Origin of the sequence: Streptomyces kanasensis, from assembly GCF_043077165.1 — a bacterium.
Lineage (GTDB): Bacteria > Actinomycetota > Actinomycetes > Streptomycetales > Streptomycetaceae > Streptomyces > Streptomyces changanensis.
In genome coordinates, this window is record NZ_JBIBSF010000004.1 from 129,185 (window position 1) to 154,516 (window position 25,332).

The 25,332-nt window shown below is 75.2% G+C and carries 25 protein-coding genes; 17 read left to right on the forward strand and 8 right to left on the reverse strand.

Annotated features, from left to right (window positions below; translation table 11 throughout):
* Positions 1–57 precede the first annotated feature (57 nt).
* Genes ACF053_RS12250 through ACF053_RS12260 form a run of 3 tightly spaced genes read left to right on the forward strand, consistent with a single transcriptional unit; the run spans position 58 to position 3,124 of the window.
* Positions 58–993 (forward strand): ABC transporter permease, encoded by a 936-nt coding sequence (locus tag ACF053_RS12250; RefSeq protein WP_391954095.1) that lies wholly within the window; start codon positions 58–60, stop codon positions 991–993.
* Between the two features lie 12 nt (positions 994–1,005).
* Entirely contained in the window at positions 1,006–2,016 is a 1,011-nt protein-coding gene (locus tag ACF053_RS12255) for an ABC transporter ATP-binding protein (protein ID WP_391953806.1), read from the forward strand.
* On the forward strand, positions 2,003–3,124 hold the full coding sequence (locus ACF053_RS12260) for an ABC transporter ATP-binding protein (protein WP_391953807.1): 1,122 nt from the start codon (positions 2,003–2,005) through the stop codon (positions 3,122–3,124). Before ACF053_RS12255 ends, ACF053_RS12260 begins: the two co-directional genes overlap by 14 nt.
* A gap of 134 nt (positions 3,125–3,258) precedes the next feature.
* Here ACF053_RS12260 and ACF053_RS12265 read toward each other — a convergent pair whose 3' ends face one another.
* Positions 3,259–5,400 carry a prolyl oligopeptidase family serine peptidase gene (locus ACF053_RS12265; protein WP_391953808.1) on the reverse strand — a complete coding sequence of 714 codons (2,142 nt, stop codon included), beginning with the start codon at positions 5,398–5,400 and terminating at the stop codon, positions 3,259–3,261.
* Between the two features lie 155 nt (positions 5,401–5,555).
* Here ACF053_RS12265 and ACF053_RS12270 point away from each other — a divergent pair, with 155 nt between their 5' ends.
* The 4 genes from ACF053_RS12270 (at position 5,556) to ACF053_RS12285 (ending at position 9,251) form a co-directional block, all read left to right on the forward strand.
* A complete protein-coding gene (locus tag ACF053_RS12270) occupies positions 5,556–5,750 on the forward strand; it encodes a hypothetical protein (protein ID WP_058940607.1) in 195 nt (64 codons plus the stop codon).
* A 48-nt stretch (positions 5,751–5,798) separates the two neighbouring features.
* Complete coding sequence (gene mshB, locus ACF053_RS12275) at positions 5,799–6,689, forward strand: N-acetyl-1-D-myo-inositol-2-amino-2-deoxy-alpha-D-glucopyranoside deacetylase (RefSeq protein WP_391953809.1); 891 nt, start codon at positions 5,799–5,801, stop codon at positions 6,687–6,689.
* Positions 6,686–7,057 carry a DUF6113 family protein gene (locus tag ACF053_RS12280; protein WP_391953810.1) on the forward strand — a complete coding sequence of 124 codons (372 nt, stop codon included), beginning with the start codon at positions 6,686–6,688 and terminating at the stop codon, positions 7,055–7,057. The genes mshB and ACF053_RS12280 overlap by 4 nt, the downstream gene beginning before the upstream one ends.
* A gap of 142 nt (positions 7,058–7,199) precedes the next feature.
* Positions 7,200–9,251: a hypothetical protein gene (locus ACF053_RS12285; RefSeq protein WP_391953811.1), complete on the forward strand. Its 2,052-nt coding sequence runs from the start codon at positions 7,200–7,202 to the stop codon at positions 9,249–9,251.
* Positions 9,252–9,282: 31 nt separating this feature from the next.
* Here ACF053_RS12285 and ACF053_RS12290 read toward each other — a convergent pair whose 3' ends face one another.
* Both ACF053_RS12290 and ACF053_RS12295 read right to left on the reverse strand, forming a co-directional pair.
* Positions 9,283–10,128, reverse strand: coding sequence for a transglutaminase family protein (locus ACF053_RS12290; protein ID WP_391953812.1), 846 nt, complete (start codon positions 10,126–10,128; stop codon positions 9,283–9,285).
* Positions 10,125–11,132 (reverse strand): GNAT family N-acetyltransferase, encoded by a 1,008-nt coding sequence (locus ACF053_RS12295; RefSeq protein WP_391953813.1) that lies wholly within the window; start codon positions 11,130–11,132, stop codon positions 10,125–10,127. The genes ACF053_RS12290 and ACF053_RS12295 overlap by 4 nt, the downstream gene beginning before the upstream one ends.
* Before the next feature lie 114 nt (positions 11,133–11,246).
* Between ACF053_RS12295 and fdxA the strand changes: the two genes are divergently transcribed.
* On the forward strand, positions 11,247–11,567 hold the full coding sequence (gene fdxA / locus ACF053_RS12300; RefSeq protein ID WP_058940613.1) for a ferredoxin: 321 nt from the start codon (positions 11,247–11,249) through the stop codon (positions 11,565–11,567).
* Between the two features lie 94 nt (positions 11,568–11,661).
* Positions 11,662–12,756 (forward strand): bifunctional succinyldiaminopimelate transaminase/glutamate-prephenate aminotransferase, encoded by a 1,095-nt coding sequence (locus ACF053_RS12305; protein WP_391953814.1) that lies wholly within the window; start codon positions 11,662–11,664, stop codon positions 12,754–12,756.
* A gap of 283 nt (positions 12,757–13,039) precedes the next feature.
* Here ACF053_RS12305 and ACF053_RS12310 read toward each other — a convergent pair whose 3' ends face one another.
* Positions 13,040–13,486, reverse strand: a complete 447-nt coding sequence (locus ACF053_RS12310; RefSeq protein ID WP_391953815.1) for an ATP-binding protein — start codon at positions 13,484–13,486, stop codon at positions 13,040–13,042.
* Between the two features lie 494 nt (positions 13,487–13,980).
* On the reverse strand, positions 13,981–15,003 hold the full coding sequence (locus ACF053_RS12315) for a hypothetical protein (RefSeq protein ID WP_391953816.1): 1,023 nt from the start codon (positions 15,001–15,003) through the stop codon (positions 13,981–13,983).
* Positions 15,004–15,042: 39 nt separating this feature from the next.
* On the opposite strand from ACF053_RS12315, the gene dapE reads away from it, so the two are divergent.
* A complete protein-coding gene (gene dapE / locus ACF053_RS12320) occupies positions 15,043–16,146 on the forward strand; it encodes a succinyl-diaminopimelate desuccinylase (protein ID WP_391953817.1) in 1,104 nt (367 codons plus the stop codon).
* Positions 16,147–16,240: 94 nt separating this feature from the next.
* Positions 16,241–16,990 carry an LOG family protein gene (locus ACF053_RS12325; protein ID WP_058940616.1) on the forward strand — a complete coding sequence of 250 codons (750 nt, stop codon included), beginning with the start codon at positions 16,241–16,243 and terminating at the stop codon, positions 16,988–16,990.
* Positions 16,991–17,195: 205 nt separating this feature from the next.
* On the opposite strand, the gene folP is transcribed toward ACF053_RS12325, so the two are convergent.
* Positions 17,196–18,056 carry a dihydropteroate synthase gene (gene folP / locus ACF053_RS12330; RefSeq protein ID WP_391953818.1) on the reverse strand — a complete coding sequence of 287 codons (861 nt, stop codon included), beginning with the start codon at positions 18,054–18,056 and terminating at the stop codon, positions 17,196–17,198.
* 126 nt (positions 18,057–18,182) lie between these two features.
* On the opposite strand from folP, the gene ACF053_RS12335 reads away from it, so the two are divergent.
* Together ACF053_RS12335 and ACF053_RS12340 are read left to right on the forward strand one after the other, a co-directional pair.
* The gene (locus tag ACF053_RS12335) at positions 18,183–18,539 is read left to right on the forward strand and encodes a DivIVA domain-containing protein (RefSeq protein WP_391953819.1); all 357 of its coding nucleotides are present in this window, start codon (positions 18,183–18,185) and stop codon (positions 18,537–18,539) included.
* Positions 18,536–19,183 (forward strand): DNA-3-methyladenine glycosylase I, encoded by a 648-nt coding sequence (locus tag ACF053_RS12340; protein ID WP_391953820.1) that lies wholly within the window; start codon positions 18,536–18,538, stop codon positions 19,181–19,183. The genes ACF053_RS12335 and ACF053_RS12340 overlap by 4 nt, the downstream gene beginning before the upstream one ends.
* On the opposite strand, the gene chcB is transcribed toward ACF053_RS12340, so the two are convergent.
* Entirely contained in the window at positions 19,180–19,962 is a 783-nt protein-coding gene (gene chcB, locus ACF053_RS12345) for a 2-cyclohexenylcarbonyl CoA isomerase (RefSeq protein ID WP_391953821.1), read from the reverse strand. The genes ACF053_RS12340 and chcB overlap by 4 nt on opposite strands.
* A 312-nt stretch (positions 19,963–20,274) precedes the next feature.
* Here chcB and ACF053_RS12350 point away from each other — a divergent pair, with 312 nt between their 5' ends.
* A complete protein-coding gene (locus ACF053_RS12350; RefSeq protein ID WP_010474836.1) occupies positions 20,275–20,442 on the forward strand; it encodes a DUF3117 domain-containing protein in 168 nt (55 codons plus the stop codon).
* 365 nt (positions 20,443–20,807) lie between these two features.
* Here ACF053_RS12350 and ACF053_RS12355 read toward each other — a convergent pair whose 3' ends face one another.
* Positions 20,808–21,509: an O-methyltransferase gene (locus ACF053_RS12355; RefSeq protein WP_079046825.1), complete on the reverse strand. Its 702-nt coding sequence runs from the start codon at positions 21,507–21,509 to the stop codon at positions 20,808–20,810.
* 107 nt (positions 21,510–21,616) lie between these two features.
* Here ACF053_RS12355 and sigE point away from each other — a divergent pair, with 107 nt between their 5' ends.
* From sigE to ACF053_RS12370, 3 genes are all read left to right on the forward strand, one after another.
* Entirely contained in the window at positions 21,617–22,405 is a 789-nt protein-coding gene (sigE, locus tag ACF053_RS12360; protein ID WP_391953822.1) for an RNA polymerase sigma factor SigE, read from the forward strand.
* Complete coding sequence (locus tag ACF053_RS12365) at positions 22,402–23,262, forward strand: zf-HC2 domain-containing protein (protein WP_391953823.1); 861 nt, start codon at positions 22,402–22,404, stop codon at positions 23,260–23,262. Before sigE ends, ACF053_RS12365 begins: the two co-directional genes overlap by 4 nt.
* 79 nt (positions 23,263–23,341) lie before the next feature.
* Positions 23,342–25,273, forward strand: a complete 1,932-nt coding sequence (locus ACF053_RS12370) for a trypsin-like peptidase domain-containing protein (protein ID WP_391953824.1) — start codon at positions 23,342–23,344, stop codon at positions 25,271–25,273.
* Positions 25,274–25,332: the final 59 nt, after the last annotated feature.

Consider the following 25,332-nt stretch of genomic DNA (forward strand, 5'->3'; position numbering starts at 1 on the left):
TACCGCCCGTACGACGACCCCCGCGAGGCCGTCGCCCCCACCGGTGCCGGCGGCGCGATGGACCTGGCCATGAGCGAGGCCGAGACGCTCGACCGTCGGGAGACCGAACCGACCGGCGAGGAGGGCGTCCCGCCGGGCCCGGGCGGCAGGCCGCGCAGCCTGTGGACCGACGCCTGGCACCAGCTGCGCCGCAACCCCGTCTTCGTCGTCTCCGCGCTGCTCATCGCCTTCCTGCTGCTCGTCGCCGTCTGGCCGCAGCTGCTCACCGACACCGACCCGCTCCGCTGCGACCTGGACCGCTCGCAGGAGGGCTCCGCGCCCGGCCACCCCTTCGGCTTCGACACCCAGGGCTGCGACGTGTACGCCCGCACCGTCCACGGGGCCCGCGCCTCCATCACCGTCGGCGTCGCCGCCACCCTCGGAGCCGCCCTCCTCGGCAGCCTCCTCGGCGGGCTCGCCGGGTTCTTCGGCGGCTGGGGCGACGCCCTGCTCTCCCGTACCGCGGACGTCTTCTTCGGCATCCCCGTCGTCCTCGGCGGCCTCGTCTTCCTCTCCGTCGTCACCAGCACCACGGTGTGGCCCGTCGTCGGCTTCATCGTGCTGCTCGGCTGGCCCCAGATCGCCCGCATCGCCCGCGGCTCGGTGATCACCGCGAAACAGCACGACTACGTCCAGGCGGCCCGCTCCCTGGGCGCCGGCAGCGGCCGGCTGATGCTGCGGCACGTCGCCCCCAACGCCGTGGCCCCCGTCATCGTCGTCGCGACGATCGCGCTGGGCACGTACATCGCCCTGGAGGCGACCCTGTCGTTCCTCGGCGTCGGCCTGCGCCCGCCCACGGTCTCCTGGGGGATCGACATCTCCAACGCCGCCCCGCAGATCCGCAACGCCCCCCACATGCTGCTGTGGCCCGCGGGCGCGCTGAGCGTCACGGTGCTCGCCTTCATCATGCTCGGCGACGCGGTCCGCGACGCCCTCGACCCCAAGCTGCGCTGAGGAGCCGCCGCCATGCTGCTCGAAGTCCGCGACCTCCACGTCGAGTTCCGCACCCGCGAGGGCGTGGCCAAGGCCGTCAACGGCGTCAGCTACGCGGTCGACGAGGGCGAGACCCTCGCCGTGCTCGGCGAGTCCGGCTCCGGCAAGTCCGTCACCGCCCAGGCGGTCATGGGCATCCTCGACGTGCCGCCCGGCCGGATCACCGGCGGACGGATCCTCTTCCAGGGACGCGACCTGCTGACCCTCAGGGAGGAGGAGCGGCGCAAGGTCCGCGGCGCCCGGATGGCGATGGTCTTCCAGGACGCGCTGTCCGCCCTCAACCCCGTGCTCACCGTCGGCGACCAGCTCGCCGAGATGTTCACCGTCCACCGCGGCGCGTCGAAGAAGGAGGCCCGCGCCCGGGCCGTCGAGTTGATGGACCGCGTCCGCATCCCCGCCGCCCTCGAACGCGTCGGCCAGTACCCGCACCAGTTCAGCGGCGGCATGCGCCAACGCATCATGATCGCCATGGCGATGGCCCTGGAACCCGCCCTCATCATCGCCGACGAGCCCACCACCGCCCTCGACGTCACCGTCCAGGCCCAGGTGATGGAGCTGCTCGCGGAGCTCCAGCGGGAGATGCGGATGGGCCTCATCCTCATCACCCACGACCTCGGCGTCGTCGCCGACGTCGCCGACCGCATCGCCGTCATGTACGCCGGCCGGATCGTCGAGACCGCCCCCGTCCACGACCTGTACCGGGCGCCCGCGCACCCCTACACCCGGGGCCTGCTGGACTCCATCCCGCGCCTGGACCAGAAGGGCCGCGAGTTGTACGCGATCCGGGGGCTGCCGCCGAGCCTCACCGCCATCCCCTCCGGCTGCCCCTTCCACCCCCGCTGCCCCCGGGCCCGCGACGTCTGCCGCACCGACGTCCCCCCGCTGTACGAGGTCTCCGCCGAACGCCGCAGCGCCTGCCACTTCTGGCGGGAGACCCTCCACGAGGAGCCCTCCGGCAAGGAGCCCGCCGATGCCCCACGCTGAGCCGGTCCTGGAGGTCCGGGACCTCGTCAAGCACTACCCCCTCACCCAGGGCGTCCTGTTCCGCAAGCAGGTGGGCGCCGTCAAGGCGGTCGACGGGGTCTCCTTCGAGGTGGGCCAGGGCGAGACCCTCGGCATCGTCGGCGAGTCGGGGTGCGGGAAGTCGACCGTCGCCCGGATGCTCGTCCACCTCGAACGCCCCACCTCCGGTGCCATCCGCTACCGGGGCGAGGACATCACCCGGCTGTCGGGGCGCGCGCTGAAGGCCGTGCGGCGCGACATCCAGATGGTCTTCCAGGACCCGTACACCTCCCTCAACCCGCGGATGACGGTCGGCGACATCGTCGGCGAGCCGTACGAGATCCACCCCGAGGCCGCCCCGAAGGGCGACCGCCGGCGCCGGGTGCAGGAGCTGCTGGAGGTCGTCGGCCTCAACCCCGAGCACATCAACCGCTATCCGCACCAGTTCTCCGGCGGGCAGCGCCAGCGCATCGGCATCGCCCGGGGCCTCGCCCTGCGGCCCCGGGTCATCGTCGCCGACGAGCCCGTCTCCGCCCTCGACGTCTCCGTCCAGGCCCAGGTCGTCAACCTGCTGGAACGGCTCCAGGACGAGTTCGGGCTCAGTTACGTCTTCATCGCGCACGACCTGTCGATCGTCCGGCACATCTCCGACCGGATCGGCGTCATGTACCTCGGCCGCATCGTGGAGACGGGGACCGACAACGAGATTTACGACCACCCCACCCACCCCTACACACAGGCGCTGCTCTCCGCCGTCCCCGTGCCCGACCCGCGGGCGCGGGAGCACCGCGAGCGGATCCTGCTCAGCGGTGACGTGCCGTCCCCGGCCGACCCGCCCTCCGGATGCCGGTTCCGCACCCGCTGCTGGAAGGCGCGCGAGCGGTGCGCGCTGGAGGTGCCGCTGCTCGCCGTGCCGTCCGTGTTCCGGGACGCGGCCACCCCGGCGCGGCACGACTCGGCGTGCCACTTCGCCGAGGAGATGCACGTGGTGCCCGGCGACACGACGACCCGGGTCGGGGAGGTGGCGCCGCGGAGGGAGACCCCGCCCGCCCCACCGGGGCCCGGGGCCGGCCACCCGGGGCCCGTGTAACCGGCAGGACACGGCGACGACCCCGTACCGATATACGGACGCGCCACCCTGGTGGGCGTACGGCCGTGCGGGTGCCGTGGACCGGCCGGGGCGCACCACGTCGCCCCGGCCGGTCGCACCCGGGCCCACGGGGCTCACCCCGCGGGAAGTGCGCGTCGCAGGAAGTCGAGTTGGAGCAGCAGCAGGTTCTCCGCGACCTGTTCCTGCGGCGTCATATGGGTCACGCCCGTCAGCGGGACCACCTCATGGGGGCGGCCCGCCGAGAGCAGGGCCGAGGACAGCCGCAGCGTATGGGCGACGACCACGTTGTCGTCCGCCATCCCATGGATGATCATCATGGGTCGGGCGGGCTCCCGGGGCTCCACGAGCCCGCCGTCCCACACCAGTGAGTTCGCCCGGTAGACCTCCGGCACGTCCTGGGGCAGCCCGCCGAGGTACCGCTCGGTGTAGTGGGTGTCGTAGAGCCGGTGGTCCGTCACCGGGGCCCCCACCACGGCGGCGTGGAAGACGTCGGGGCGCCGCAGCACCGCGAGCCCCGCCAGGAAGCCGCCGTAGGACCAGCCCCGGATCGCCACCCGCCCGAGGTCCAGCGGGTACCGCCCGGCGAGCCCCCGCAGGGCGGCGACCTGGTCGTCCAGCGCCAGCGTGTGCCGCCCGGCGATGGCCTTCTCCCAGTCGGGCGAGCGCCCCGGCGTGCCCCGCCCGTCCGCGACGACCACCGCGAACCCCTGGTCGGCGAACCACTGGGAGGTCAGGTGCCGGTCGTGCGCCGCCACCACCCGCTGCCCGTGCGGCCCGCCGTACGGGTCCATCAGCACCGGCAGGGGTCCGTCGCCCTCCTCGTACCCCCGCGGCAGCAGCACCGCGCAGGGCACGCGGTGCGGGCCCGACACGGTGAGCGCGAGACGGGGCGACAGCACGGGCGTCTCGGCGTACGAGGCGACCTCCGCGAGCGGCGCGCCGTCCCGCAGCACCCGCACCCGCGTCCCCGGCCGGTCGGGCAGCGCCGAGGCGAGGACGGTCACCGGGCCGCCGCGCACCGCGCCGTGGACGCCCGGCCCCGCCGAGACCCTTTCGGCGCCCCCGGGACCCACCCGGTACACATGGATCGCGCCAATTTCCGGGTCCTCCGCCGACGCGCCCGCCGAGGCCGAGACCAGCACGTCACCGGCGCCCACGTCCAGCACCGCCCGCACGTGCAGCCGCCCGTCCGTCAGGGGGCGGTCGCCGACCACGAGAACGCGCGCCCCACCCTCGTCCGCGACCCGCACGAGCCGCCCGTCGGGTGTCCGGGAGGGAACGCCGGGGACAAGTTCCAGCCAACGGCCGTCCTCCTCCCGGTGGACGGCCCGGGTCGCCCCGCTGTCCGTGTCGACCTCCAGGTACTCCTGCGTGCGCTGGTCACGGGCCTGTACGAGCAGCAGCGGGGCCCCCGCGGCCGACCAGTGCACCCGTGCGAGGTACGGGAACCGGACCCGGTCCCACACGACCTCCGTCCGCGCGCCGTCCGCCACCCCGAGCAGGAACAGGCGCACGTCGGCGTTGGCCGTCCCCGCCGCCGGGTACGCCACGCGCGCCGGCTCGCGCTCCGGGTGCGCGGGGTCGGCGATCCACCACCGCTCCACCGCGGCGTCGTCGACCCGCGCCACCAGCAGCCGGTCGGAGCCCGGCGACCACCAGAAGCCCCGCGAGCGGTCCATCGACTCGGCCGCCACGTGTTCCGCCGTCCCGTAGGCCACGTGCTCGCCCTCGGGCTCGGCGAGCGCCCGGTCCGCCCCGTCGCCGTCCTCGACCGGGACCACCCGCAGCGCCCCGTCCGACACGTACGCCACGAGCCGTCCGTCCGGCGACGGCCGCGGGTCGAGCACCGGCCCGCGCGCGGGCAGCGGACGCGTCGTCCCGGCCCGCAGCTCGGCGACGTACAACCGCCCGGACAGGGCGAACGCCGCCAACTCGACCGCCGCGTCGACCGCGTAGCCGACCACGCCCCGCGCCACCTCGCGACTGCGCTCCCGGCGCGTGCGCTCCTGCGCCGACAGCCGCTCGCCGGCCCCGCCCAGCAACTCCCGCGGATCGGCGGCGACCCGCTCGCCCACCTCCCCGCCGGCCAGGTCCAGGACGTGCAGCCGGTGCGCCGGCTCCGCCCCCGAGGGTGAACGCAGGAAGACGACCCGGGAACCGTCGGGTGACACGGTGAACGACCGTGGCGCTCCCAGGGCGTAGCGCCGGGTCCGCGCGTACTGGCGGGGGAACGAGCTCTGCTGCCGCGAGGTCATGTGACCGAAACTAGCGGCTGTGCGCCCCCCAATGCTGCCGTGCACCGATCGATGCGTGCGAACGGAAAGTTATGATCCGTAGCGCAAGGTGGGTAAGTACCTCCTGGCACATGTGCGCTGCCCGTTCCGACCGACACGTATGGAGGTGAACCGCCGTGGCACTCTCGATTTCGGCGGTGGTGCTGCTGGCGATCGTCGTCTTCCTGCTCATCCGGAAATCGGGTCTGAAGGCCGGGCATGCGGTCGTGTGCATGCTGCTGGGCTTCTACCTGGCGAGTTCCTCCATCGCCCCCACCGTCAGCCAGCTGACCACCAGCGTCGCCGGCATGATCGGGAACCTCAAGTTCTAGCGAGCGCACCTCCCCGGGGTCCCTCGCCGGACCTCGTAGGGTGTCCGTATGACGGATCTCCCCGCCCGTCGTCTGCTCCTGGTGCACGCGCACCCCGACGACGAGTCGATCAACAACGGCGCCACCATGGCCAGGTACGCGGCCGAAGGCGCCCAGGTCACGCTCGTGACCTGCACACGCGGCGAGGAGGGCGAGGTCGTCCCGCCCTCCCTCGCCCACCTCGCACCCGACCGCGACGACCGCCTCGGGCCGCACCGCGTCGGTGAACTCGCCGCCGCGATGAGGGAGCTGGGCGTCACCGACCACCGCTTCCTCGGCGGCCCCGGGCGCTTCCGCGACTCCGGGATGATGGGCGTCCCGCAGAACCACCGCGAGGGCTCCTTCTACGGCACCCCCGTCGACGAGGCGGCCGCCCACCTGGTCGACGTCGTCCGGGAGGTCCGCCCGCAGGTCCTGGTGACCTACGACCCCGACGGCGGGTACGGCCACCCCGACCACATCCAGGCCCACCGCGTCGCCGTCCGCGCCGCCGAGCTGGCCGCCGACCCCGCGTACCGCCCCGGCGCCGGCCGCCCGCACACCATCGCGAAGGTCTACTGGAACCGCGTGCCGCGCTCGGTCGCCGAGGAGGGCTTCGCCGCCCTGCGCGCCGCGACCGGCGTGACGTTCCCCGGCATCGCGGACATCGGCGACGTCCCGGGCGTGGTCGACGACGCGCTGGTGACCACGGAGATCGACGGCACGGCGTACGCGGACCGGAAGATCGCCGCCCTGTGTGCCCACGCCACACAAATCAGTGTGCAGGACAGGTTCTTCGCCCTCTCCAACCATCTGGGGCAGCCCGTCTTCGTCCGTGAGTACTACCAGTTGGTCCACGGTCCGTCCGGTGCGCCGGACGGGGAGCGCGAGACCGACCTCTTCGCGGGGGTGGACGCGTGAGCACCGCGACGAAGGCCGCCGTCCACACCGTCCTCGTCGTCCTGGGCGTCCTCGTCGGGCTGGCCGGGGCGCTGGTCCAGGGCGCCCTCTTCCCCGGCGGGTTGCTGCTCGCCCTCCTGGCCACCGCCGCGCTGTTCTACGGGGGCCTGCGGGCGGTCGGCGGGCAGGCGGGCGTCATGACCTCCGGCCTCGGCTGGCTCGCGGCGGTCGTGGCGGTCGGTTTCGGCCGGGGCGAGGGGGACAAGGTCTTCTGGGGCGGCCTCGCCGACCTGGTGTTCGTCCTCGGCGGCATGGCGGTCGCTGTGATGTGCGCCACTTACTCCACTCTTCCCCAACAGCACTGCGGCGCACGGACACTTGACAGGTGACCTGCCCGAACTTGGGCGGCAATGCCCGGTGATGTTCCCCTGGTCGCGGGTGGTTCCGTGACCGCGGCCAGTATGGTGGTGCGCGCCGCCGGGCGCCCGTGGGTGTGAGAGCGGGCGGCGGAGCCAACCGGGAGAGCCTGCTTTGAGCCGTGAAACTGACACCTCGTCCTCCGGGCCCCAGGGGCGTGGCGGAGCCGCCTACCCCTCGGGGACCCCGCCGTACGGGTCGCCCCAGTACCAGGAGGCGTCCGGGTCCGGCGCGCCCGCGCAGCCCGAGGAGAAGAAGACCGAGACGACGCTGACGACCCGCATCCGGATCAACATCCCCGGATCGCGGCCCATCCCGCCGGTCGTCGTCCGCAAGCCCGTCGCCGCCGAGGACCAGGAGGCGGCCGAGGGCGAGCCGCAGCCGGAGCGCCCCGCCGAGCGCACGGCGGCGACGCCCCGCCCCGAGGCGGCGGAGCCCGAACCGGCGGCGCCGCAGGAGTCCACCAGCGCCTGGTTCGCCCCGCGCAAGCCCCCGGCCGCCGCGCCGCAGGCCGCGGCGCCCCGGAACGCGCCGCAGGCCGCGGCGCCCCGGAACGCGCCGCAGCCGCCCGCAGCAGGCGGCCCCGCCCCCGACGGCGGTACGGGCACCCCCGCCTTCGGCACTCCGGCCTTCGGCACCCCCGCGGCGGGCATCCCCGCGGCGGGCACCCCCGCGGTCGGCGGCGGTGCCCCCGCACGCGCCGGGGCCAACGGCTCGGGATACGCCGCGACGGCGGGAGCCCCGCCGCGCCAGGGCAGCCCCGCGCGGCGCGGCCCCTCCTCCCCGGACGGCGGGCCCGGCGGTACCGGACACCCGGGCACGCCCGGCACGCCGTACTTCTCGGACGGGCCCGAGCCCCCCTCCGGCCCGACGACGGGCCCGGCGCCGGGCACGGTCGAGGTGCCGCCCGCCGCCGACGGCGGCCCCGTGGGCGCGTTCTCCGACGACACCGCGATCCTCACCCCGCAGCAGCCCCACCCCGGACCGGCGCCCACGCAGGTCTCCGGTGCGACGCTCACCAGCGGCATCCCCGTGGCCCCCCAGGACGACCACGAGGCGCCGTCGCCGTTCCCGATGTCGGGCCCGGCCCGCTCGGCGGACGCCCCCGCCGGCCTGGACGCGTTCGACGCGTATCCGCCGGCCCTCGACGAGCCCGCGCCGCAGGCCCCCGCGCCGACCCCGCCGCCGGCCACCCGCGCGGCGCCCGCGCCGAAGAAGAAGGGCCGCTCCAAGCTGGTCCTCCTCGGCGTCGCCACGGTCACCCTGGCCGGCCTCGCCTACGGCGCCGGGCTGCTCCTCAACCAGGCCGACGTGCCGAAGGGCACCACGGTCCTCGGCGTCGACATCGGCGGCTCGACGAAGGAGGAGGCCGTCCGCAAGCTCGACGCCGCCCTCGGCGGGCGCGCCACCGCGCCGCTGAAGCTCGACGTGGGCGGCGCGGACCGGAGCCTCGCCCCCGACAAGGCCGGCCTGTCCCTCGACAGCCAGGCCACCGTCCGGGCGGCCGCGGGCAGCGACTACAACCCCGTGTCGGTCATCGGCTCGCTCTTCGGCGCCGAACGCGTCGCGCAGCCGGTCATCCCCGTGGACGAGGAGAAGCTCGGCGTCGCCCTGAGCGACCTGGCCGGCGGCTCCGGCTCGGTCACCGAGGGCACCGTCAAGTTCGCCCCCGGCAAGGTCGTCCCCGTCCCCGGCAAGGCCGGCACGGCCCTCGACGTCCAGCGGTCCATGCTCTTCGTCCGGGACGCGTACCGGGCGCAGGTCGAGACGGGCAAGCCGAACGTCGTCGAACTCCCCGTCGCCACCCGAGAACCGACGATCAAGCAGGAGGAGATCGACCGGGCCGTGGAGGAGTTCGCCGAGCCCGCCATGTCCGACCTGGTCACCATCCGCGCGGGCGGCCGGGAGATCCAGTTCGGCCCGCAGCGGTCGCTGCCGCAGATCCTCTCCATGAAGCCGGTCGACGGGAAGCTCGTCCCGTACTACGACAAGGAGGCCATCAACCGCCTCCTGGACGGCGTCTTCGACGGCGTGATGATCACCAAGGGCGACGGCAAGAAGCACCAGCTGTCCGCCGACGACGTGGCCAGCGCCATGCACAAGGCGCTCATGGGCAAGGACCGGGCGGAGCGCACGGTCACCATCGAGCTCGACCCGCAGGGCTGACCCGGCGCCCGGGGCGTCCGGGCGCCGGCGTTCAGTTCAGCCGCGCCCGGGCGGCCCGCGCGTGGGCGCGCAGGGTGGCGGCCGTGGTCGGTTCGACCGCCTCGACCACCTCCGCGTACGCCTCGATCTCCGCCGCGCCCGCCGCGAACTCGCCCCGCCGCACGAGCAGCTGGGCGCGCTCGTAGCGCAGCCGCGCCGGGTGGGAGGGCAGCAGCAGGGCCAGCTCCACCGCCCACAGGGCCACGTCGGAGCGCTCGGGGCGGCCGGCGGCCCAGGCCCGGATGTTGTTCAGGACGCGCAGGACGACGTCGAGCGGGTCCGCGGGCGTCAGCATCGACGGCCGCAGCGGCTCCCCGGTGGCGCCGGCCACGAGCAGTTCCGCGTCGGCGCCGGTCAGCAGCCGCCCCCCGGCGAAGGGGTCGGCCAGCACCTGCTCCTCCGGGTCCCCGAAGCCGACGACGAAGTGGCCGGGCAGGGCGACCCCGTACACGTGGGCGCCGGCGCGCCGGGCGACCTCCGCCCACACCACCGACAGCAGGATCGGCAGGCCCCGGCGGCGCCGCAGCACGTGGTGGAGGAGCGACGACTCCAGGTGCCGGTAGTCGGCGGGGGTGCCGTGGAAGCCGTACCGGGTGCCGAGCAGCGCGGCGAGCGCCGCCGCCCAGGCGCGCGGGGACTTCGGCCCGTACGGCAGGAGCCCGGCGAGCCGGTCCAGTTCGATCTCGGCGGCGTCCAGCTCCGGCTCTCCCAGCTCCGGCTCCGCCTCGGCGCCGATCAGCAGACAGAGCGCGGCCAGGTCGGGGCGCTCCTCGCGTGCCTCCCGCGCGAACCGCGTCCGCCACCGGTCCGGCTCCGGCCGGTCGTGCGCGCCGCTCACGCGCCGGCCCGGTCCGGGCGGAAGTGGTGGTAGCGGTGGTGGAGCGCGAAGCCCATGCCGTCGTAGAGGGCGCGGGCCGCGGTGTTGTCCTCCTCCACCTGGAGCCAGGCCGCGGAGGCGCCCTCGGCGAGGGCGCGGGCGGCGAGCGCCGCCATGACGGCCGTGGCCAGGCCACCGCGCCGCCGCGCCGGGTCGACCTCGACGGCGGAGAAGCCCGCCCACCGGCCGTCGACCACGCACCGCCCGATCGCCGCCGGGACGCCCTCCTCGCCGGCCACGGACGCGAACCACACCGACGGGCCGCCGGACAGCACCCGCAGCACGTGCGGGCCGGGCTCGCCGACCCGCTGGTAGCGGCGCAGCCAGGCCGCGTCGGGGGTCCGGGCCAGGGCCACCCGGGTCGTGTCGGCGGCCAGGTCCGCGACCGGCGCCAGCCCCGCGACCCGCACCTCGGCCGTGACCTCCCGCCGCCAGCCCCGCTCCTCCAGGGCGGCGCACAGCGTCTCCTGGGTGCCCTCGGCCCCGGTGGCGGCCTGGACGTACGGGGTCAGCCCGCGCTCGCCGTACCAGGCCACGACACGCGCGAGGGCGTCGTCGAGCGGTACGCCGGGAGCGCCGAGGGGGAGCACCGAGTTGGCCCGGCGGGTGAAGCCGCGCGCGGCGCGCAGCGTCCACTCCCCGAGTGGCGCGGCCTCCTCCGGCGGCCAGGACCGGGCCTGGACGCGCGCGAGCTCGGCGAAGCCCGCGGCGGGGCCCCGCCTGCGGGCGGGCGCGGCGGGCACGACCTTGCCCGCGACCAGCGACGATTCCGCGATCCGGACACTCTCACCGGTCCGTCGTGTGATCAGCAACACACCGTCGTTCCAGGATGTGAGAACCCCGACGGTGTCGGTGAACGTCTCCGGTCCTGACGCGGGGTCGCCCAACCGGCGGACAGACACCCGTTTACCCACGTCAGATGGTGTGATCTGGACTTCAAGGCGTCCGCCCGCAGTGAACTCCACAGCTCTGTCCGCCCCTCCTGTTCGGATCGTCTCCAAGAACGGAGATACTAGGTGCGGGCATCGACGACGCCGCGCTCCCGCGCAGAGCCAGCCCTACCAAGGAGGAACGACAGCGTGACCTACGTCATCGCGCAGCCTTGTGTCGACGTCAAGGACAAGGCGTGCATCGAGGAGTGCCCCGTCGACTGCATCTACGAGGGCAAGCGGTCCTTGTACATCCATCCGGACGAATGCGTCGACTGCGGGGCCTGTGAGCCGGTCTGCCCGGTCGAGGCGATCTTCTACGAGGACGACACCCCGGAGGAGTGGAAGGACTACTACAAGGCGAACGTCGAGTTCTTCGACGAGCTCGGCTCGCCCGGTGGTGCCTCGAAGCTCGGTCTGATCGAGCGCGACCACCCCTTCATCGCCGCCCTGCCGCCGCAGAACGGCTGATCGCTCCATTCACCACCGCCCGGTCCCGTACGGTCCTTCCGCTGTACGGGGCCGCGGCGTTTGTGCCCGCCGCCCGCACGAGAAAGTGAGCACCGTGTCCGCAGTCTCCTCCCGCCTACCCGTCTTCCCGTGGGACAAGCTGGAGCCGTACAAGAAGACGGCCGCGGCCCACCCCGACGGCATCGTCGACCTGTCCGTCGGGACCCCCGTGGACCCCGTGCCCGAGCTGGTGCGGCGGGCCCTGGTCGAGGCGGCCGACTCGCCCGGCTACCCGACGGTCTGGGGCACCGCCGCCCTGCGCGACGCGATCGCCGGCTGGTGCGAGCGGCGGCTCGGCGCCCGCGCGGTCGCGCACACCGAGGTCCTGCCGGTCGTCGGCTCGAAGGAGCTGGTGGCCTGGCTGCCGACCCAGCTGGGACTGGGCCCCGGCGACCGCGTCGCCTACCCGCGGCTCGCCTACCCGACGTACGAGGTCGGCGCGCGCCTGGCGGGGGCCACCCCGGTGGTCTACGACGACCCGACGGAGCTCGACCCGGCCGGGCTGAAGCTGCTGTGGCTCAACTCGCCGTCCAACCCCACGGGCCGGGTCCTCGGCAAGGACGAGCTGACCCGGATCGTCGCCTGGGCGCGGGAGCACGGCGTCCTGCTGCTGAGCGACGAGTGCTACCTGGAGCTGGGCTGGGAGGCCGACCCGGTCTCCGTCCTGCACGAGGACGTCTGCGGCGGCTCGTACGAGGGGATCGTCGCCGTCCACTCCCTGTCGAAGCGGTCCAACCTCGCCGGGTACCGCGCCGCGTTCGTCGCCGGTGACGCGGCGGTCCTCGGCGAGCTGCTCCAGATCCGCAAGCACGGCGGGATGATGGTGCCCGCGCCGGTGCAGGCGGCGACGGTCGCGGCGCTCGGCGACGACGCGCACGTGCGCGAGCAGCGCGCGCGGTACGCGGAGCGCAGGACGGCGCTGCGGACGGCGCTCGTCTCCCACGGCTTCCGCATCGAGCACAGCGAGGCGAGCCTCTACCTGTGGGCCACGCGCGACGAGCCGTGCTGGGACACCGTCGGGTACCTGGCGGAGCTCGGCGTCCTGGTGGCGCCCGGCGACTTCTACGGCGTGGCGGGGGAGCGGTTCGTGCGCGTCGCGCTCACGGCGACGGACGAGCGCGTCGCGGCGGCGGTCAAGCGCCTCGGCTGACGGCCGCGGCCCCGCACCCGCGGGGCGCGGCCGGCCGGACGCACGTGAGGGCCCGGGGCCGGCGGTGGCGGACCCGTGAGGCCCGGGCTGTCGGCGGTCGGACCGTGAGGCTCGCGGCGGTCGGCCTGTGAGGCCCGCGGCGGTCGGTCGGTGGACGCGAGCGAGGGCCCGGGGGGCGTGTGTGTGCTCCCCGGGCCCTCGCGTGGGGCGGGCCGGCCGCTCGGAGTGGCGGTCAGCCGGGCGGCCGGCCCGCCGGGTGGGTGGTCATCCCCCGGTGGGTGGATCAGCCGAGCGGGGTGCCGGCCGGCAGGCCGCCCAGGAGGCCGCCGCCGAGCTCGCCGGTGGGCAGCCCGCCCTTGGTGGCGCCGCCCGCGGCGTCCTTGGCGGTACCGGCGGTGTCGCCCGCGACGTCGCGGACACCGCGGGTGACCTCCCCGCCGGCCTTCCGGGCGAGCGGGGCGGCCGCGCGGGTGGTCTTCCCGACGGCCTTGCCCGCGGTCGGGACGGCGCCGGCGCCCGCGTCGCCCGCCGCGTCGGTGGCGCCCTGCGCGGTGGAGTCGACCGTGTCGGTGACCGTGGCCGTGTCGAGGGCGGAGACGCCGCCGGCGAGGTCGGTGTTCTTCGGGAGGTCCACGGCGCTCGCGGAGCCGGCCGCACCGACCACGGAGGCCGCTCCCGCTGCGGTCAGCAGCGCGGCACTGGCGATCCGGCGGGTCAGGGGGAGGGACATGATGCTCCTTCGACGGGGAAGAGTCGTGTCGGCGGTGATGCCGGTCCGACGATCGGACGCTGTGACAACCGCCGGGGGCCGGGGGGAGGTTGCGGTGGCCCTGGGTAAAGAGTTGGTAACGCGCCCGGTGGAGCGCCCCCTTCGGGCGGGACCGGGCGCACGGCGCGCGGGGCGCGTGCAGAACCGTCACTCCGCGCCCCTTCCCGGGGGAACGCCCCGGAGCCGCCCGCCGGCAGGGCCCTCCGCCCGAGCCGCCCGCGCCGTACCCGCCGCCGCGCGACGTGGCACCGACGGGTGACGCGCCGGACGGCTGACCGAATGGCGGGTGAGCGGGCCGTGATTACCCTGCGATCAGGGACGATTACAATGCGCTGCGCCCAGCGGTGCGCGCTGCGCCGTCCCCGTACGACCACGCCCGCGGCGCTCGGCCTTCACCGCGCCCGCCGCCCGTCGCGCTCGACCACGCTCGTGGTGCCCGCCGGGCTCGACCGCGCTCACCGGGCGAGACGGACGACGACCTCACCCCTGTGCGGCGGCGTGCCGGACGGGGCCGCGCGCCACCCCTGCGCCGCGTCCCGCGCGCTCCACACCCGGCCCGCGTACGCCACCTCCGCGACGCCCAGGGACTCCGCCCGGGCCACCGCCCACTGCGCCAGCTCCCAGCCGCGCCGCGTGTCCCCGCCGGTCGCGCCCTCCGGCCCGACGGCGCCGGCGCCCGCCGTCGGCACGGGAAGCGTCACGGTCCGCGCGTCACCCCCCGGTGCGCCGCCCCCCGGACCCGTGGTGCCCGGGCCGGTGGTGGCCCCGCCGGGCGTCCCCGGTGTGCCGCCGCCCTTGCCGTCCGCGGTGTCGTCCGACGTCCCGCCGAGCACGCCCGCGCCGAACGCCCGCACCAGCTCGCCGCGCACCCGCGCCGGGTCACCGGTCCTCGGACCCTGCACCGGGGCGCAGTTCAGCGACGCCGCCGCACGGCCGGTCAGCGCCGCAGCCAGCAGCGCGGCGTCCGGCTCGTGCTTGGCGTACGCCTGGGGGAAGCCGCTGCGCTGGACGCGCTGCGCGGCGACCGTCAGCGGCAGCCGCGAGTACCCCGGCACCTCGGCGAGCCGGTCGTAGAAGATCCCCGCCGAGTACACCGGGTCCATGATCTGACCGGCCGTGCCCCACCCCTGCGAGGGGCGCTGCTGGAACAGGCCCAGCGAATCGCGGTCCCCGTAGTCGATGTTGCGCAGCGCCGACTCCTGGAGCGCGGTCGCCAGCGCGATCGTCACCGCCCGCTCGGGCATGCCGCGGGTGGTCCCCACGGCGGAGATCGTCGCGGCGTTCGCCGCCTGCTCCGGACTCAGGCTGTACGTGTGGCTCCCCGTGCCCACCGTGCAGCCGGGGGAGCCGTCGCCGCTCGTCCCGCACCGCAGCGCCACGTACCCCACGACGGCCAGCAGGACGGCGAACGACGCCGCGACCCGGGAACGACGGCCACCGCGGCGGACGGGCGGGGGAGAGACGGCGGAATCGGACACGCAGCCAACCGTACTAGGGAGCGGGATAGGGTCGGTCACATGCCCGACTCCACGCCTGAGGCGTCCTCGCACCCCGCTCTGGACCTCACCCTGGACGGCGCCGCGCTGACCGCCGCCCTGGTCGACTTCCCCTCCGTCAGCGGCACGGAGAAACCCCTGGCGGACGCGATCGAGGAGGCGCTGCGGACCCTCCCGCACCTCACCGTCGACCGGTACGGGAACAACGTCGTCGCCCGCACCGCCCTGGGCCGCGCCGAACGCGTCGTCCTCGCCGGCCACATCGACACCGTGCCGATCGCCGACAACGTCCCCTCCCGGCTGGACGGGGACGGCGTCCTGTGGGGCTGCGGAACCTCCGACATGAAGTCGGGCGTGGCGGTCCAGCTCCGCATCGCGGCGACCGTCCCCGCGCCCAACCGCGACCTCACGTTCGTCTTCTACGACAACGAGGAGGTCGCCGCGCACCTCAACGGCCTCGGACACGTGGCGGCCGCCCACCCGGAGTGGCTGGAGGGCGACTTCGCCGTCCTGCTGGAGCCGTCCGACGCCCAGGTCGAGGGCGGCTGCCAGGGCACCCTGCGCGTCCACCTCAAGCTGACGGGCGAGCGCGCCCACTCGGCCCGCTCCTGGATGGGCTCCAACGCCGTCCACGCCGCCGCCCCCGTCCTGGCCCGCCTCGCCGCCTACGAGCCGCGCCGCCCGGTCATCGACGGCCTGGAGTACCACGAGGGACTCAACGCCGTCGGCATCTCCGGCGGCGTCGCCACCAACGTCATCCCCGACGAGTGCACCGTCGTCGTCAACTTCCGCTACGCCCCCGACCGCACCGCGCAGGAGGCCGAGGAGCACGTGCGGGAGGTCTTCGCCGACTGCGGGGTCGCCGAGTTCGTCGTCGACGACCACACCGGCGGCGCCCTGCCCGGCCTGTCCCACCCGGCGGCCGCGGCGTTCATGGCGGCGGTCGGCGGCACCGCCAAGCCCAAGTTCGGCTGGACCGACGTCGCCCGGTTCAGCGCCCTGGGCGTGCCCGCGGTCAACTACGGACCCGGGGACCCGATCTACGCGCACAAGCGGGACGAGCACGTCGCCGTCGACCGGATCGCCCACTGCGAGCGCCGGCTGTACGACTGGCTCACCGCCTGACCACCGCGATCCCGACCACCGTAATTTCGCCGTTCGTCACCCTCCCCGCCCTACGCTGACCCCAGCAAGCGATGTTCAGCGGAGGGAGCAGATCATGGGGAACCCCGAGGCCGAGGGTGTACGCGCCGAGCAGCGGCTGGGGCCGGTGCTCCGCCGCAGGGACCAGGTCCAGCCCGGCACCGCCGATCAGCGGCTGCTGGACACGGCGGGCGAATCGGACTGGGTCCACACCGACCCGTGGCGGGTCATGCGGATCCAGTCCGAGTTCGTCGAGGGCTTCGGCGCGCTGGCCGAACTGCCCAACGCCATCAGCGTTTTCGGCTCGGCGCGCACCCCGGCCGGCACACCGGAGTACGAGGCCGGCGAGCGGCTCGGCAAGGCCCTCGTCGAAGCCGGCTTCGCGGTCATCACAGGCGGCGGCCCCGGCGCGATGGAGGCCGCCAACAAGGGCGCCCGGGAGGCGAACGGCATCTCGGTCGGCCTGGGCATCGAGCTCCCCTTCGAGCAGGGCCTCAACCCGCACGTCGACATCGGCGTCAACTTCCGCTACTTCTTCGTGCGCAAGACGATGTTCGTGAAGTACGCCCAGGGCTTCGTCGTCCTCCCCGGTGGCCTCGGCACGCTCGACGAGCTCTTCGAGGCGCTCACGCTGGTCCAGACGCGGAAGGTCACCCGGTTCCCGATCGTCCTCTTCGGCACGGCGTACTGGTCGGGCCTGGTGGACTGGCTGCGCGACACCGTCATCGCGCAGGGCAAGGCCGCGGAGCGCGACCTGCTGCTCTTCCACCTGACGGACGACGTCGAGGAGGCGGTGGCCCTGGTCAGCAAGGAGACCGGCCGCTGAGCACGGCGGGCGGGACGGCGGCGCCGCGCGCCCGGCGCACCCCCGTCGTCTCGCCCGGCCCGGCGCGGTCGGACGCGTCCGACCGACCCGGGCTCGACCCGCCGGGCCGGCTCGCCCGCCGCCCGGCTCGGCGCCGCTCGTCCGGCTCCGGCGCGGGCACCTTCCGGGCGGCTCCGGCTCGGGCACCGTCCGCGCGGTGGCGCCGTCAGGCCAGGCCGCGCCGGGCGACCGCGGGCTCGCGGTGCCCCGCGATGGACGCCACCATGTCCAGTACCTGCCGCGTCTCGGCGACCTCGTGCACCCGGTACACCTGCGCCCCCAGCCACGCCGATACCGCCGTCGTCGCCAGCGTGCCGACGAGCCGCTCCTTCACCGGCCGGTCCAGGGTCTCCCCGACGAAGTCCTTGTTGGAGAGCGACACGAGCACCGGCCAGCCCGTCGCGACCATCTCCCCGAGCCGCCGCGTGGCCTCCAGCGAGTGCCGGGTGTTCTTGCCGAAGTCGTGCCCCGGGTCGATCAGCACCGACTCGCGCGGCACGCCCAGCGCCACGGCCCGCTCGGCCAGGCCGACCGTCACCCGCAGGATGTCCGCCATCACGTCGTCGTACCCGACGCGGTGCGGCCGGGTCCGCGGTTCCGCGCCGCCCGCGTGCGTGCACACCAGCCCCGCCCCGTACCGCGCGGCGACCTCCGCGAGCTTCGGGTCGACGCCGCCCCACGCGTCGTTCAGCAGGTCCGCGCCCGCCTCGCACACGGCCTCGCCCACCTCGTGCCGCCAGGTGTCGACGCTGATCACCACGTCCGGGTGGCGCCGCCGGACCTCCGCCACGAAGCCGACCGTGCGCCGCGCCTCCTCCTCGGCGTCGACCTCCTCGCCGGGGCCCGCCTTCACCCCGCCGACGTCGACGATCGCGGCGCCCTCGGCGACCGCCTGCTCGACCCGGGCGAGCGCCGGCTCGTCGCGGAACGTGGCGCCCTGGTCGTAGAAGGAGTCGGGGGTCCGGTTCACGATGGCCATGACCACCGGCTCGTGCGCGTCGAATTCGCGTCGTCCCAGGCGCAGCATCCCGTAAGTCCTCCTCGCATGACGTCCCTGCGACCCTAACCGCAGCGACCGCGTGGCACGATCGGCACCGGACGTTCTACGCTCCATGGTTTCCGGCCCCGGGAGAGGCGCACTGTGTTCTGGTTCTTGGCTGTAGCGATGGTCGTCGTCGTGGCCGCGGTGACCCTCGCGGTGGTCGGCGGCGCGGAGAACGAGGTGCTGACCGAGGCACCGCCCGAGCACCTCGTCGACCCGCTCCCGCCGACCAGGCCCGTCAGCCGCGCCGACATCGAGGCGCTGCGACTGCCGATGGCGGCCCGCGGGTACCGCATGCTCGACGTCGACGAGGTCCTCGACCGGCTGGCCGCCGAACTCGCCGAGCGCGACGCGCGCATCGCCGAGCTGGAGTCCGCGCTCGCCGGCGCCCAGGCCACCGCCGCCGGGCGGACGGACCTGTTCGACGAGCAGCCGCCGCGCCGCGACGCGGCGGAGGACGACCGGTGACCGGCGGCGCCGTGCCGGGCCCGGACGGGGCACCGCGCTGCCCGTGGGGCCTGTCGACGCCCGACTACCTCCGGTACCACGACGAGGAGTGGGGGCGCCCGGTCCACGGGGACGACGCGCTGTTCGAACGCCTTTGCCTGGAGGCGTTCCAGTCCGGTCTGTCGTGGCTGACGATCCTGCGCCGCCGGGAGGGCTTCCGGCGGGCCTTCGCCGGCTTCGCCGTCGAGGCGGTCGCCGCGTTCACGGACGAGGACCGGGAGCGGCTCCTCGCCGACGAGGGGATCATCCGCAACCGCGCCAAGGTCGACGCGACCCTCGCCAACGCGCGCGTGCTCGCCGGGTGGGCCCCCGGCGAGCTGGACGCGCTGATCTGGTCGCACGCCCCGGACCCGGCGGCCCGCCCTGTGCCGCGCACCCTGGCGGACGTCCCGGCGGTCACGCCCGAGTCGACCGCGCTGGCGAAGGCCCTGAAGGCGCGGGGCCTGCGGTTCGTCGGCCCCACCACGGCGTACGCCCTGATGCAGGCGTGCGGGCTGGTGGACGACCACCTGGCCGACTGCACCGCCCGCACCACCCGCCCGCCGGCGCCCGCCCGCCCGGACGCGGCGCTCCCGGACGCGGCGCGCCCGGGAGTCGTCCGCTAGCGGCCCACGTACTGCGGCCTGCGCTTGGCGAGGAAGGCGTCCACCGCGATCCGGTGGTCCTCCGAGGCGCCCGCCCGGGTCTGCAGCTCGTCCTCCTTCTCCAGGGTCTCGGCGAGGGTGTGGCCGGCCCCGTACGCCATGGACGCCTTGATCGCGGCGTACGCGACCGTGGGCCCCTCGGCGAGCGCGCGGGCCGCCGCCAGCGCCTCCGCGGCCAGCTCGGCGGCCGGTACCAGCCGGCTGACCAGGCCCAGGTCGTACGCCTCCCGGGCCGAGAGCGTGCGCGGGAAGAGCATCAGGTCGGCGGCGCGGCTCGGCCCGACCAGCCGCGGCAGCGTCCACGACATGCCGGAGTCGGCGGTGAGCGCCACCCCCGCGAACGAGGTGTTGAACGTCGCCGTGTCCGCGACGACCCGGTGGTCCGCCGCCAGTGCGAAGCCGAAGCCCGCACCCGCCGCGACGCCGTTCACCCCGGCCACCACGGGCTTCGGCATGCCGGTGATCGCCCGCACGATGGGGTTGTAGTGCTCCCGCACCGTGCGCATGGCCTCGCCGCCGGCCAGCGACTCGACGTGCTCCTTGAGGTCCTGCCCCACGCAGAACGCCCGCCCCGTGGCGGTCAGCAGCACCGCGCGCACGGCCGGGTCCGCACCCGCCGCCTCCAGGGCGTCCCGCAGCGCGACCTTCGCCTCGGTGTTCATCGCGTTCATCGCGTCCGGCCGGTTGATGGTGACGGTCGCGAGCCCGTCGCTCACCTCGTACAGCACGGTGTCGGCCATGGCAGGTCCCCTTTGCGGCTCGGACGGCGTTGTCACGCCCAGCATGGCGGAGATCATCCGGCTCCGACATGTGACCTGCGTCAAACTGTGGCACTCCGGGCCAGGGCGGCCGGGGGCGAAGTATCGCAGGCCGATCCCCGATATGAGGGGTTTTGCGCGAGCGCGTTGCCCAAGCAGTGCGGCCCGATGTTGGTCATCGGGTGTCACCATGCGGGATAATGACCTGGAAGCAATGTGTTCGACGCCGGTACGTGCCCTTCCATGGGGTCCGCGCGGCTGATCGATGAGCTGGTTCTAGGAAGGGGAACGAGCATGGCGGCCATGAAGCCGCGGACGGGTGACGGCCCGCTCGAGGTGACCAAGGAGGGGCGGGGCATCGTCATGCGCGTTCCGCTCGAAGGCGGCGGTCGGCTTGTCGTCGAGCTGACCCCGGATGAGGCCGTGGCCCTCGGCGAGGAGCTGAAGAAGGTCACGAGCTGAGGCCAACGCCCCACGTCCTTCCCGATCGCCCCGGCCGGTGCACGTCACCGCGCCGGGGCGATCGTGCGTTTGCCGGCCCTCACGGCGCGCCCGGGGGCGCGCCGTGCCGGGGGCGGTGGCGTTCAGGTGGGGGCGCGGGGGCCGGGAGGGCGGCCCGGAGGCTCCCCGGGCGGGCGGTGACGTCCAGGGCGGGTGGGGGCGGGGGCCGCGGGGTGGGGGCAGCCGCGGCGTACGACGGTCGGCCGCGGGACGGTCAGCGGCGCGAGGGGCCGTCAGCCGGGGCGGGGCGGCCAGGAGCGGGGCGGGGCCGTCAGCCGGGGCTTGGCCGTCAGCCGGGGGCGGGGCGGTCAGGGGCAGGGCGCCGGTCAGCCGCGGCGTACGGCGCAGAGCAGGCCGTCGCCCACCGGCAGCAGCGAGGGCAGCAGCTCCTCGCTCTCCCGCACCGTGCGCAGCAGCTCCCGCAGCGACAGCACCTCGGCCGGCTGGAGGCCGGAGTCGACCGTGCGGCCGTCCGCGAAGACGCCCTCGAAGCACACGAGCCCTCCCGGCCGCAGCAGCCGCAACGATTCAGCGAGGTACAGCAGGTACTCGGTGCGGTCGCCGTCGCAGAAGACGAGGTCGTAGCCGCCGTCCGCCAGCCGGGGCAGCACGTCCAGGGCCCGGCCCGGGATGAACCGCGCCCGGTTGCCGGCGAAGCCCGCCGCGCGGAACGCCTGCCGCGCGAACTGCTGCCGCTCCGGCTCCGGGTCCACGGTGGTCAGCACCCCGTCCGGCCGCATGCCGAGCAACAGGTAGATCCCCGAGACGCCGGTCCCGGTGCCGATCTCGGCGACGGCCTTGGCGTCCGCCGTGGCGGCGAGCAGTCGCAGCGCGGCGCCGGTGCCGGGGGACACCGACGGCAGCCCTGCCTCCCGGGCCTGGTCGCGGGCCCAGCGCAGCGGTTCGTCCTCGGCGGCGAAGGCGTCGGCGAAGGCCCAGCTCGTCTGCCGGTTGGCGGTAATGACCCTCTCCTGTTCCCGTAGTTGGCAACGGTGACTGTAGCCGCTCGTGGTCGGGAACCCGCAGATGGGACCAGGCGTTGGGAAGGGGTGGGGACGGCCGGCAGGACCAAGGGCCGAAGTCGGCCCCAAATGTTCGTAAAGATTCTTATCCGGAGCTAACGGGCGAGGTGGCTATGGTAGGGGCTCCGCTGGACACCACCAGAGCCGACAGGGGAGGTGCGGCTGCGCCTGTGGATCGGGGAGGAGTGCTGCGGTTGCGGCGCCTTCTCAGGTCGGCGGGTGAGCCGAAATCCGTGACCGACACCGCTGACAGCACCCGCGCCGCCACCGAGACCGCAGCCACGACGGCGACCTTCGCACCGGATGCGGAATCGCAGGCGTGGGCTCCGCCCAGCTGGGAGGAGATCGTCAGCACGCACAGCGGCCGCGTGTACCGCCTCGCCTACCGCCTGACCGGTAACCAGCACGACGCCGAGGACCTCACCCAGGAGGTCTTCGTCCGTGTCTTCCGGTCCCTGTCGACGTACACTCCCGGCACGTTCGAGGGCTGGCTGCACCGCATCACCACGAACCTCTTCCTCGACATGGTGCGGCGCAAGCAGCGCATCCGCTTCGACGCCCTCGGCGAGGACGCCGCGGAGCGCCTGCCCAGCCGCGAGCCCTCCCCCCAGCAGGTCTTCCACGACACGCACTTCGACGCCGACGTCCAGCAGGCGCTGGACACGCTCGCGCCGGAGTTCCGCGCGGCCGTGGTGCTCTGCGACATCGAGGGCCTGTCGTACGAGGAGATCGCCGCGACGCTCGGCGTGAAGCTCGGCACCGTGCGCAGCCGCATCCACCGCGGCCGGTCGCACCTGCGCAAGGCCCTCAAGCACCGGTCCCCGGAAGCGCGGGCCGAGCAGCGCGTCGTCGCCGATCGGCGTGCGTTCGTCGCCGTGGGCGGGGAGGGCGGAGCCGCGTGAGTGGCACACGTCCGACCCCAGCGGAGCACCACCTGGGGGACCGCCTCGCCGCGCTGATCGACGGGGAGCTGGGCCACGACGCCCGCGAGCGCGTCCTCGCGCACCTCGCGACCTGCGCCAAGTGCCGTGCCGAGGCCGACGCCCAGCGCCGGGTGAAGAGCCTCTTCGCCGAGTCCGCGCCGCCGCCCCCGCCGGCGGGCCTGCTCGCCCGCCTCCAGGGCCTGCCCGGAGGCGCGGACGGCGGGTCGCCGTTCGGCGGCCCTCTCGGCGTCGACCGGCTCGGTGGCGACCCGCGCGGGCCGCTGCCCACCGAGGAGCCGGGTTCCTCCGGTCCGGGCCTGTTCGCGGTGCGACCGGGCGGCTTCGGCTACGTCCCCGCGGACGACCACGTCCCCGCCCCGGCCCGTTCGGGCTTCCGCATCCACGAGGTCAGCCGGCCGGAGGCCGAGCGCTCCCCGTGGCGCGGCCGCAGGTTCGCCTTCGCCGCGGCCAGCGCCGTGTCGTTCGCGGCGATCGCTCTGGGCGGTGCCGTCCCGACGGCCACCGTCGTCGACGCGCGCGGCGAGGGCTCGGGGAACAGCGTGACGCCGCTGCGCTCCTCCTCCGCCGGTCAGCCGACCGCGGCGGGCGAGGGCCACCGCCGTCGCGCCGCTGCCGGAGCGGGCGCCGGACGCTCGGTCGACCGTCCCGGTACGACCCTGCTGCCGGGCGGGCAGGGCCAGGCCCGGCATCCGGCGGCGCCGCCGTTCCTCCACACGGCGACCCCGCTGTTCGCGTCGAACGGCGTGTTTCCGATAGGCGTGACGGGCCCCGCCCATCCGCCCTCCCCGAAACGCCTGGCGCCTCCGGTGCCGTGAGGGGCGCCCCGGGGGGACCTGGTTGAATCCATGGTCCGGGGCGCCCGAGGGGCGCTGACTCGTGAGTGGCGGGGAGAGCATGGACGACGGGACGCCGACGCAGCCGAAGCCGAAGTGGTGGAGCCGCTCCACCCTCTCCGCCGCATCCACGCCGGACCCCTCCCCGGCACCGGGATCCCCGACCGCCGCCCCCGAGGACACGACCCCGGCCGCGACGGCGGAACCGGCTGCGCCGGCGAGGGGCGGGCACGCCGCGGAGCCCGCCACCTCCGACGGCCCGGTCCCCGCCGCGACCCCGGCCGCGGGCGAGGCACCCGGGATCGAGACGCCCACCGCCCAAGCGCCCCGGGTCGGGACGCCCGCGGCGCAGGCGCCCGGAACCGAGGCGACCGAGGGCGGGACGGCCTCCGGGGCGGCGCCCGGGCCCGCGGGCCCCGGAGCGACCGGCACCACCGGCACCCACCCCACCGCCACCGCCCCGCAGGACGCCCCGGGAGCCCCGTACGAGACATCGGCTCCCGCCCCCGTCCCGGCGACCCCCGCCCCCGCCCCGCCCACGGCCTCCCCCGCGGACCGCGCGGACGGCGCGGACGGCGGGGACGGTGTCGCGCCCGTACGGTCCGGGCCGCTGCACGCCCCGGACGAGTACCGGACGCCGCCCTACGGCGAGCCCGGCCCGTGGGCCCCCGCCCCGCCCGTCCAGCGCCCCGTGCCGCCCGCGCCCCCCGTGACGGGCCCGGCACCGTCCCCCGCGCCCGCGCCTCCCGCCCCGGCCCACGCCCACGCCACCACCCCGGCCGCGGCCCCTGGGCAGTGGGCGCAGTACGACCCGTGGAGCAGCCCGGCCGCCCCGCCGTCGCAGCCCCTGGCCGTCAGCCCCACCGGGGCGTGGCCCCGCCGCAGGCCGCGGCGCGGGCTCGCCCTAGCCGGCGCGCTCGTCTTCGCCCTGCTCACCGGTGTCGTCGGCGGTGCCGTCGGCGCGTACGTCGAGCGCAACGGCGGCCTGAACCCCGTCGAGCTGCCCCAGGCCGGCGCCGCCCCCGGCGACCGCGCCCCGGACAGCGTCGCCGGCATCGCCGCCCGCGCCCTGCCGAGCGTGGTCACCCTCCACGTCAGCGGCGGCGGCGAGCAGGGCACCGGGACGGGCTTCGTCCTCGACCGGCGCGGCCACATCCTCACCAACCACCACGTCGTGGACTCCGCGGACGGCGCCGGGGACATCAGCGTCACCTTCAGCGGTGGCGAGACCGCCCGCGCCACCCTCGTCGGCGGAGACAGCGGTTACGACCTGGCCGTCGTCCGCGTCACCGGTGTGTCGAACCTGGCGCCGCTGCAGCTCGGCGACTCCGACGGCGTCCGCGTCGGCGACCCCGTCGTGGCCATCGGGGCCCCCTTCGACCTCCGGAACACGGTCACGTCCGGCATCATCAGCGCCAAGGGGAGGCCCATCACGGCGGGCGGCGAGAAGGGCGGCGGCGGCGACGTCAGCTACGTCGACGCCCTCCAAACCGACGCCCCCATAAACCCGGGCAACTCCGGCGGACCGCTGCTCGACGCCCAGGCCCGCGTCATCGGCGTCAACAGCGCCATCCGTGCCGCCGACAGCGGCTCCGCCCTCGGGGGCGGCCAGTCCGGTTCGATCGGTCTCGGCTTCGCCATCCCGATCAACCAGGGCCGCCGCGTCGCCGAGGAGCTCATCAACACCGGCAAGGCCACGCATCCCGTGATCGGCGTCAGCCTCGACATGAAGTTCGCCGGCGACGGCGCCCGCGTCGCCGACAAGGCCCAGGACGGCACGGCCTCCGTCACCGCGGGCGGTCCCGCCGCCGAAGCGGGCGTCCGGCCCGGTGACGTCATCACCGAGGTCGACGGCGAGCGGGTGCACAGCGGCGAGGAGCTCATCGTCAAGATCCGCGCCCACCGGCCAGGCGACGCGCTCCGCCTCACCGTGGAACGAAACGGGCGGGAACAGGAGAAAACGCTCACGCTCGGCTCATCGGCCGACAACTGAACGGCTGAACGGCTGAACGTCCGGAGGCCAGTCCCGCCCCACCCGCCGAGCGGGTACCT

Excerpts from the sequence above, each read along its gene's own strand:
- folP (WP_391953818.1), bottom strand. The coding sequence starts at position 18,056 with ATGCTGCGCCTGGGACGACGCGAATTCGACGCGCACGAGCCGGTGGTC.
- ACF053_RS12350 (WP_010474836.1), top strand. The coding sequence starts at position 20,275 with ATGGCGGCCATGAAGCCGCGGACGGGTGACGGCCCGCTCGAGGTGACC.
- ACF053_RS12325 (WP_058940616.1), top strand. The coding sequence starts at position 16,241 with ATGGGGAACCCCGAGGCCGAGGGTGTACGCGCCGAGCAGCGGCTGGGG.
- ACF053_RS12260 (WP_391953807.1), top strand. The coding sequence starts at position 2,003 with ATGCCCCACGCTGAGCCGGTCCTGGAGGTCCGGGACCTCGTCAAGCAC.
- ACF053_RS12310 (WP_391953815.1), bottom strand. The coding sequence starts at position 13,486 with ATGTCCCTCCCCCTGACCCGCCGGATCGCCAGTGCCGCGCTGCTGACC.
- dapE (WP_391953817.1), top strand. The coding sequence starts at position 15,043 with ATGCCCGACTCCACGCCTGAGGCGTCCTCGCACCCCGCTCTGGACCTC.
- chcB (WP_391953821.1), bottom strand. The coding sequence starts at position 19,962 with ATGGCCGACACCGTGCTGTACGAGGTGAGCGACGGGCTCGCGACCGTC.
- ACF053_RS12255 (WP_391953806.1), top strand. The coding sequence starts at position 1,006 with ATGCTGCTCGAAGTCCGCGACCTCCACGTCGAGTTCCGCACCCGCGAG.
- ACF053_RS12250 (WP_391954095.1), top strand. The coding sequence starts at position 58 with ATGGACCTGGCCATGAGCGAGGCCGAGACGCTCGACCGTCGGGAGACC.
- ACF053_RS12370 (WP_391953824.1), top strand. The coding sequence starts at position 23,342 with ATGGACGACGGGACGCCGACGCAGCCGAAGCCGAAGTGGTGGAGCCGC.
- mshB (WP_391953809.1), top strand. The coding sequence starts at position 5,799 with ATGACGGATCTCCCCGCCCGTCGTCTGCTCCTGGTGCACGCGCACCCC.
- sigE (WP_391953822.1), top strand. The coding sequence starts at position 21,617 with ATGGTAGGGGCTCCGCTGGACACCACCAGAGCCGACAGGGGAGGTGCG.
- ACF053_RS12265 (WP_391953808.1), bottom strand. The coding sequence starts at position 5,400 with ATGACCTCGCGGCAGCAGAGCTCGTTCCCCCGCCAGTACGCGCGGACC.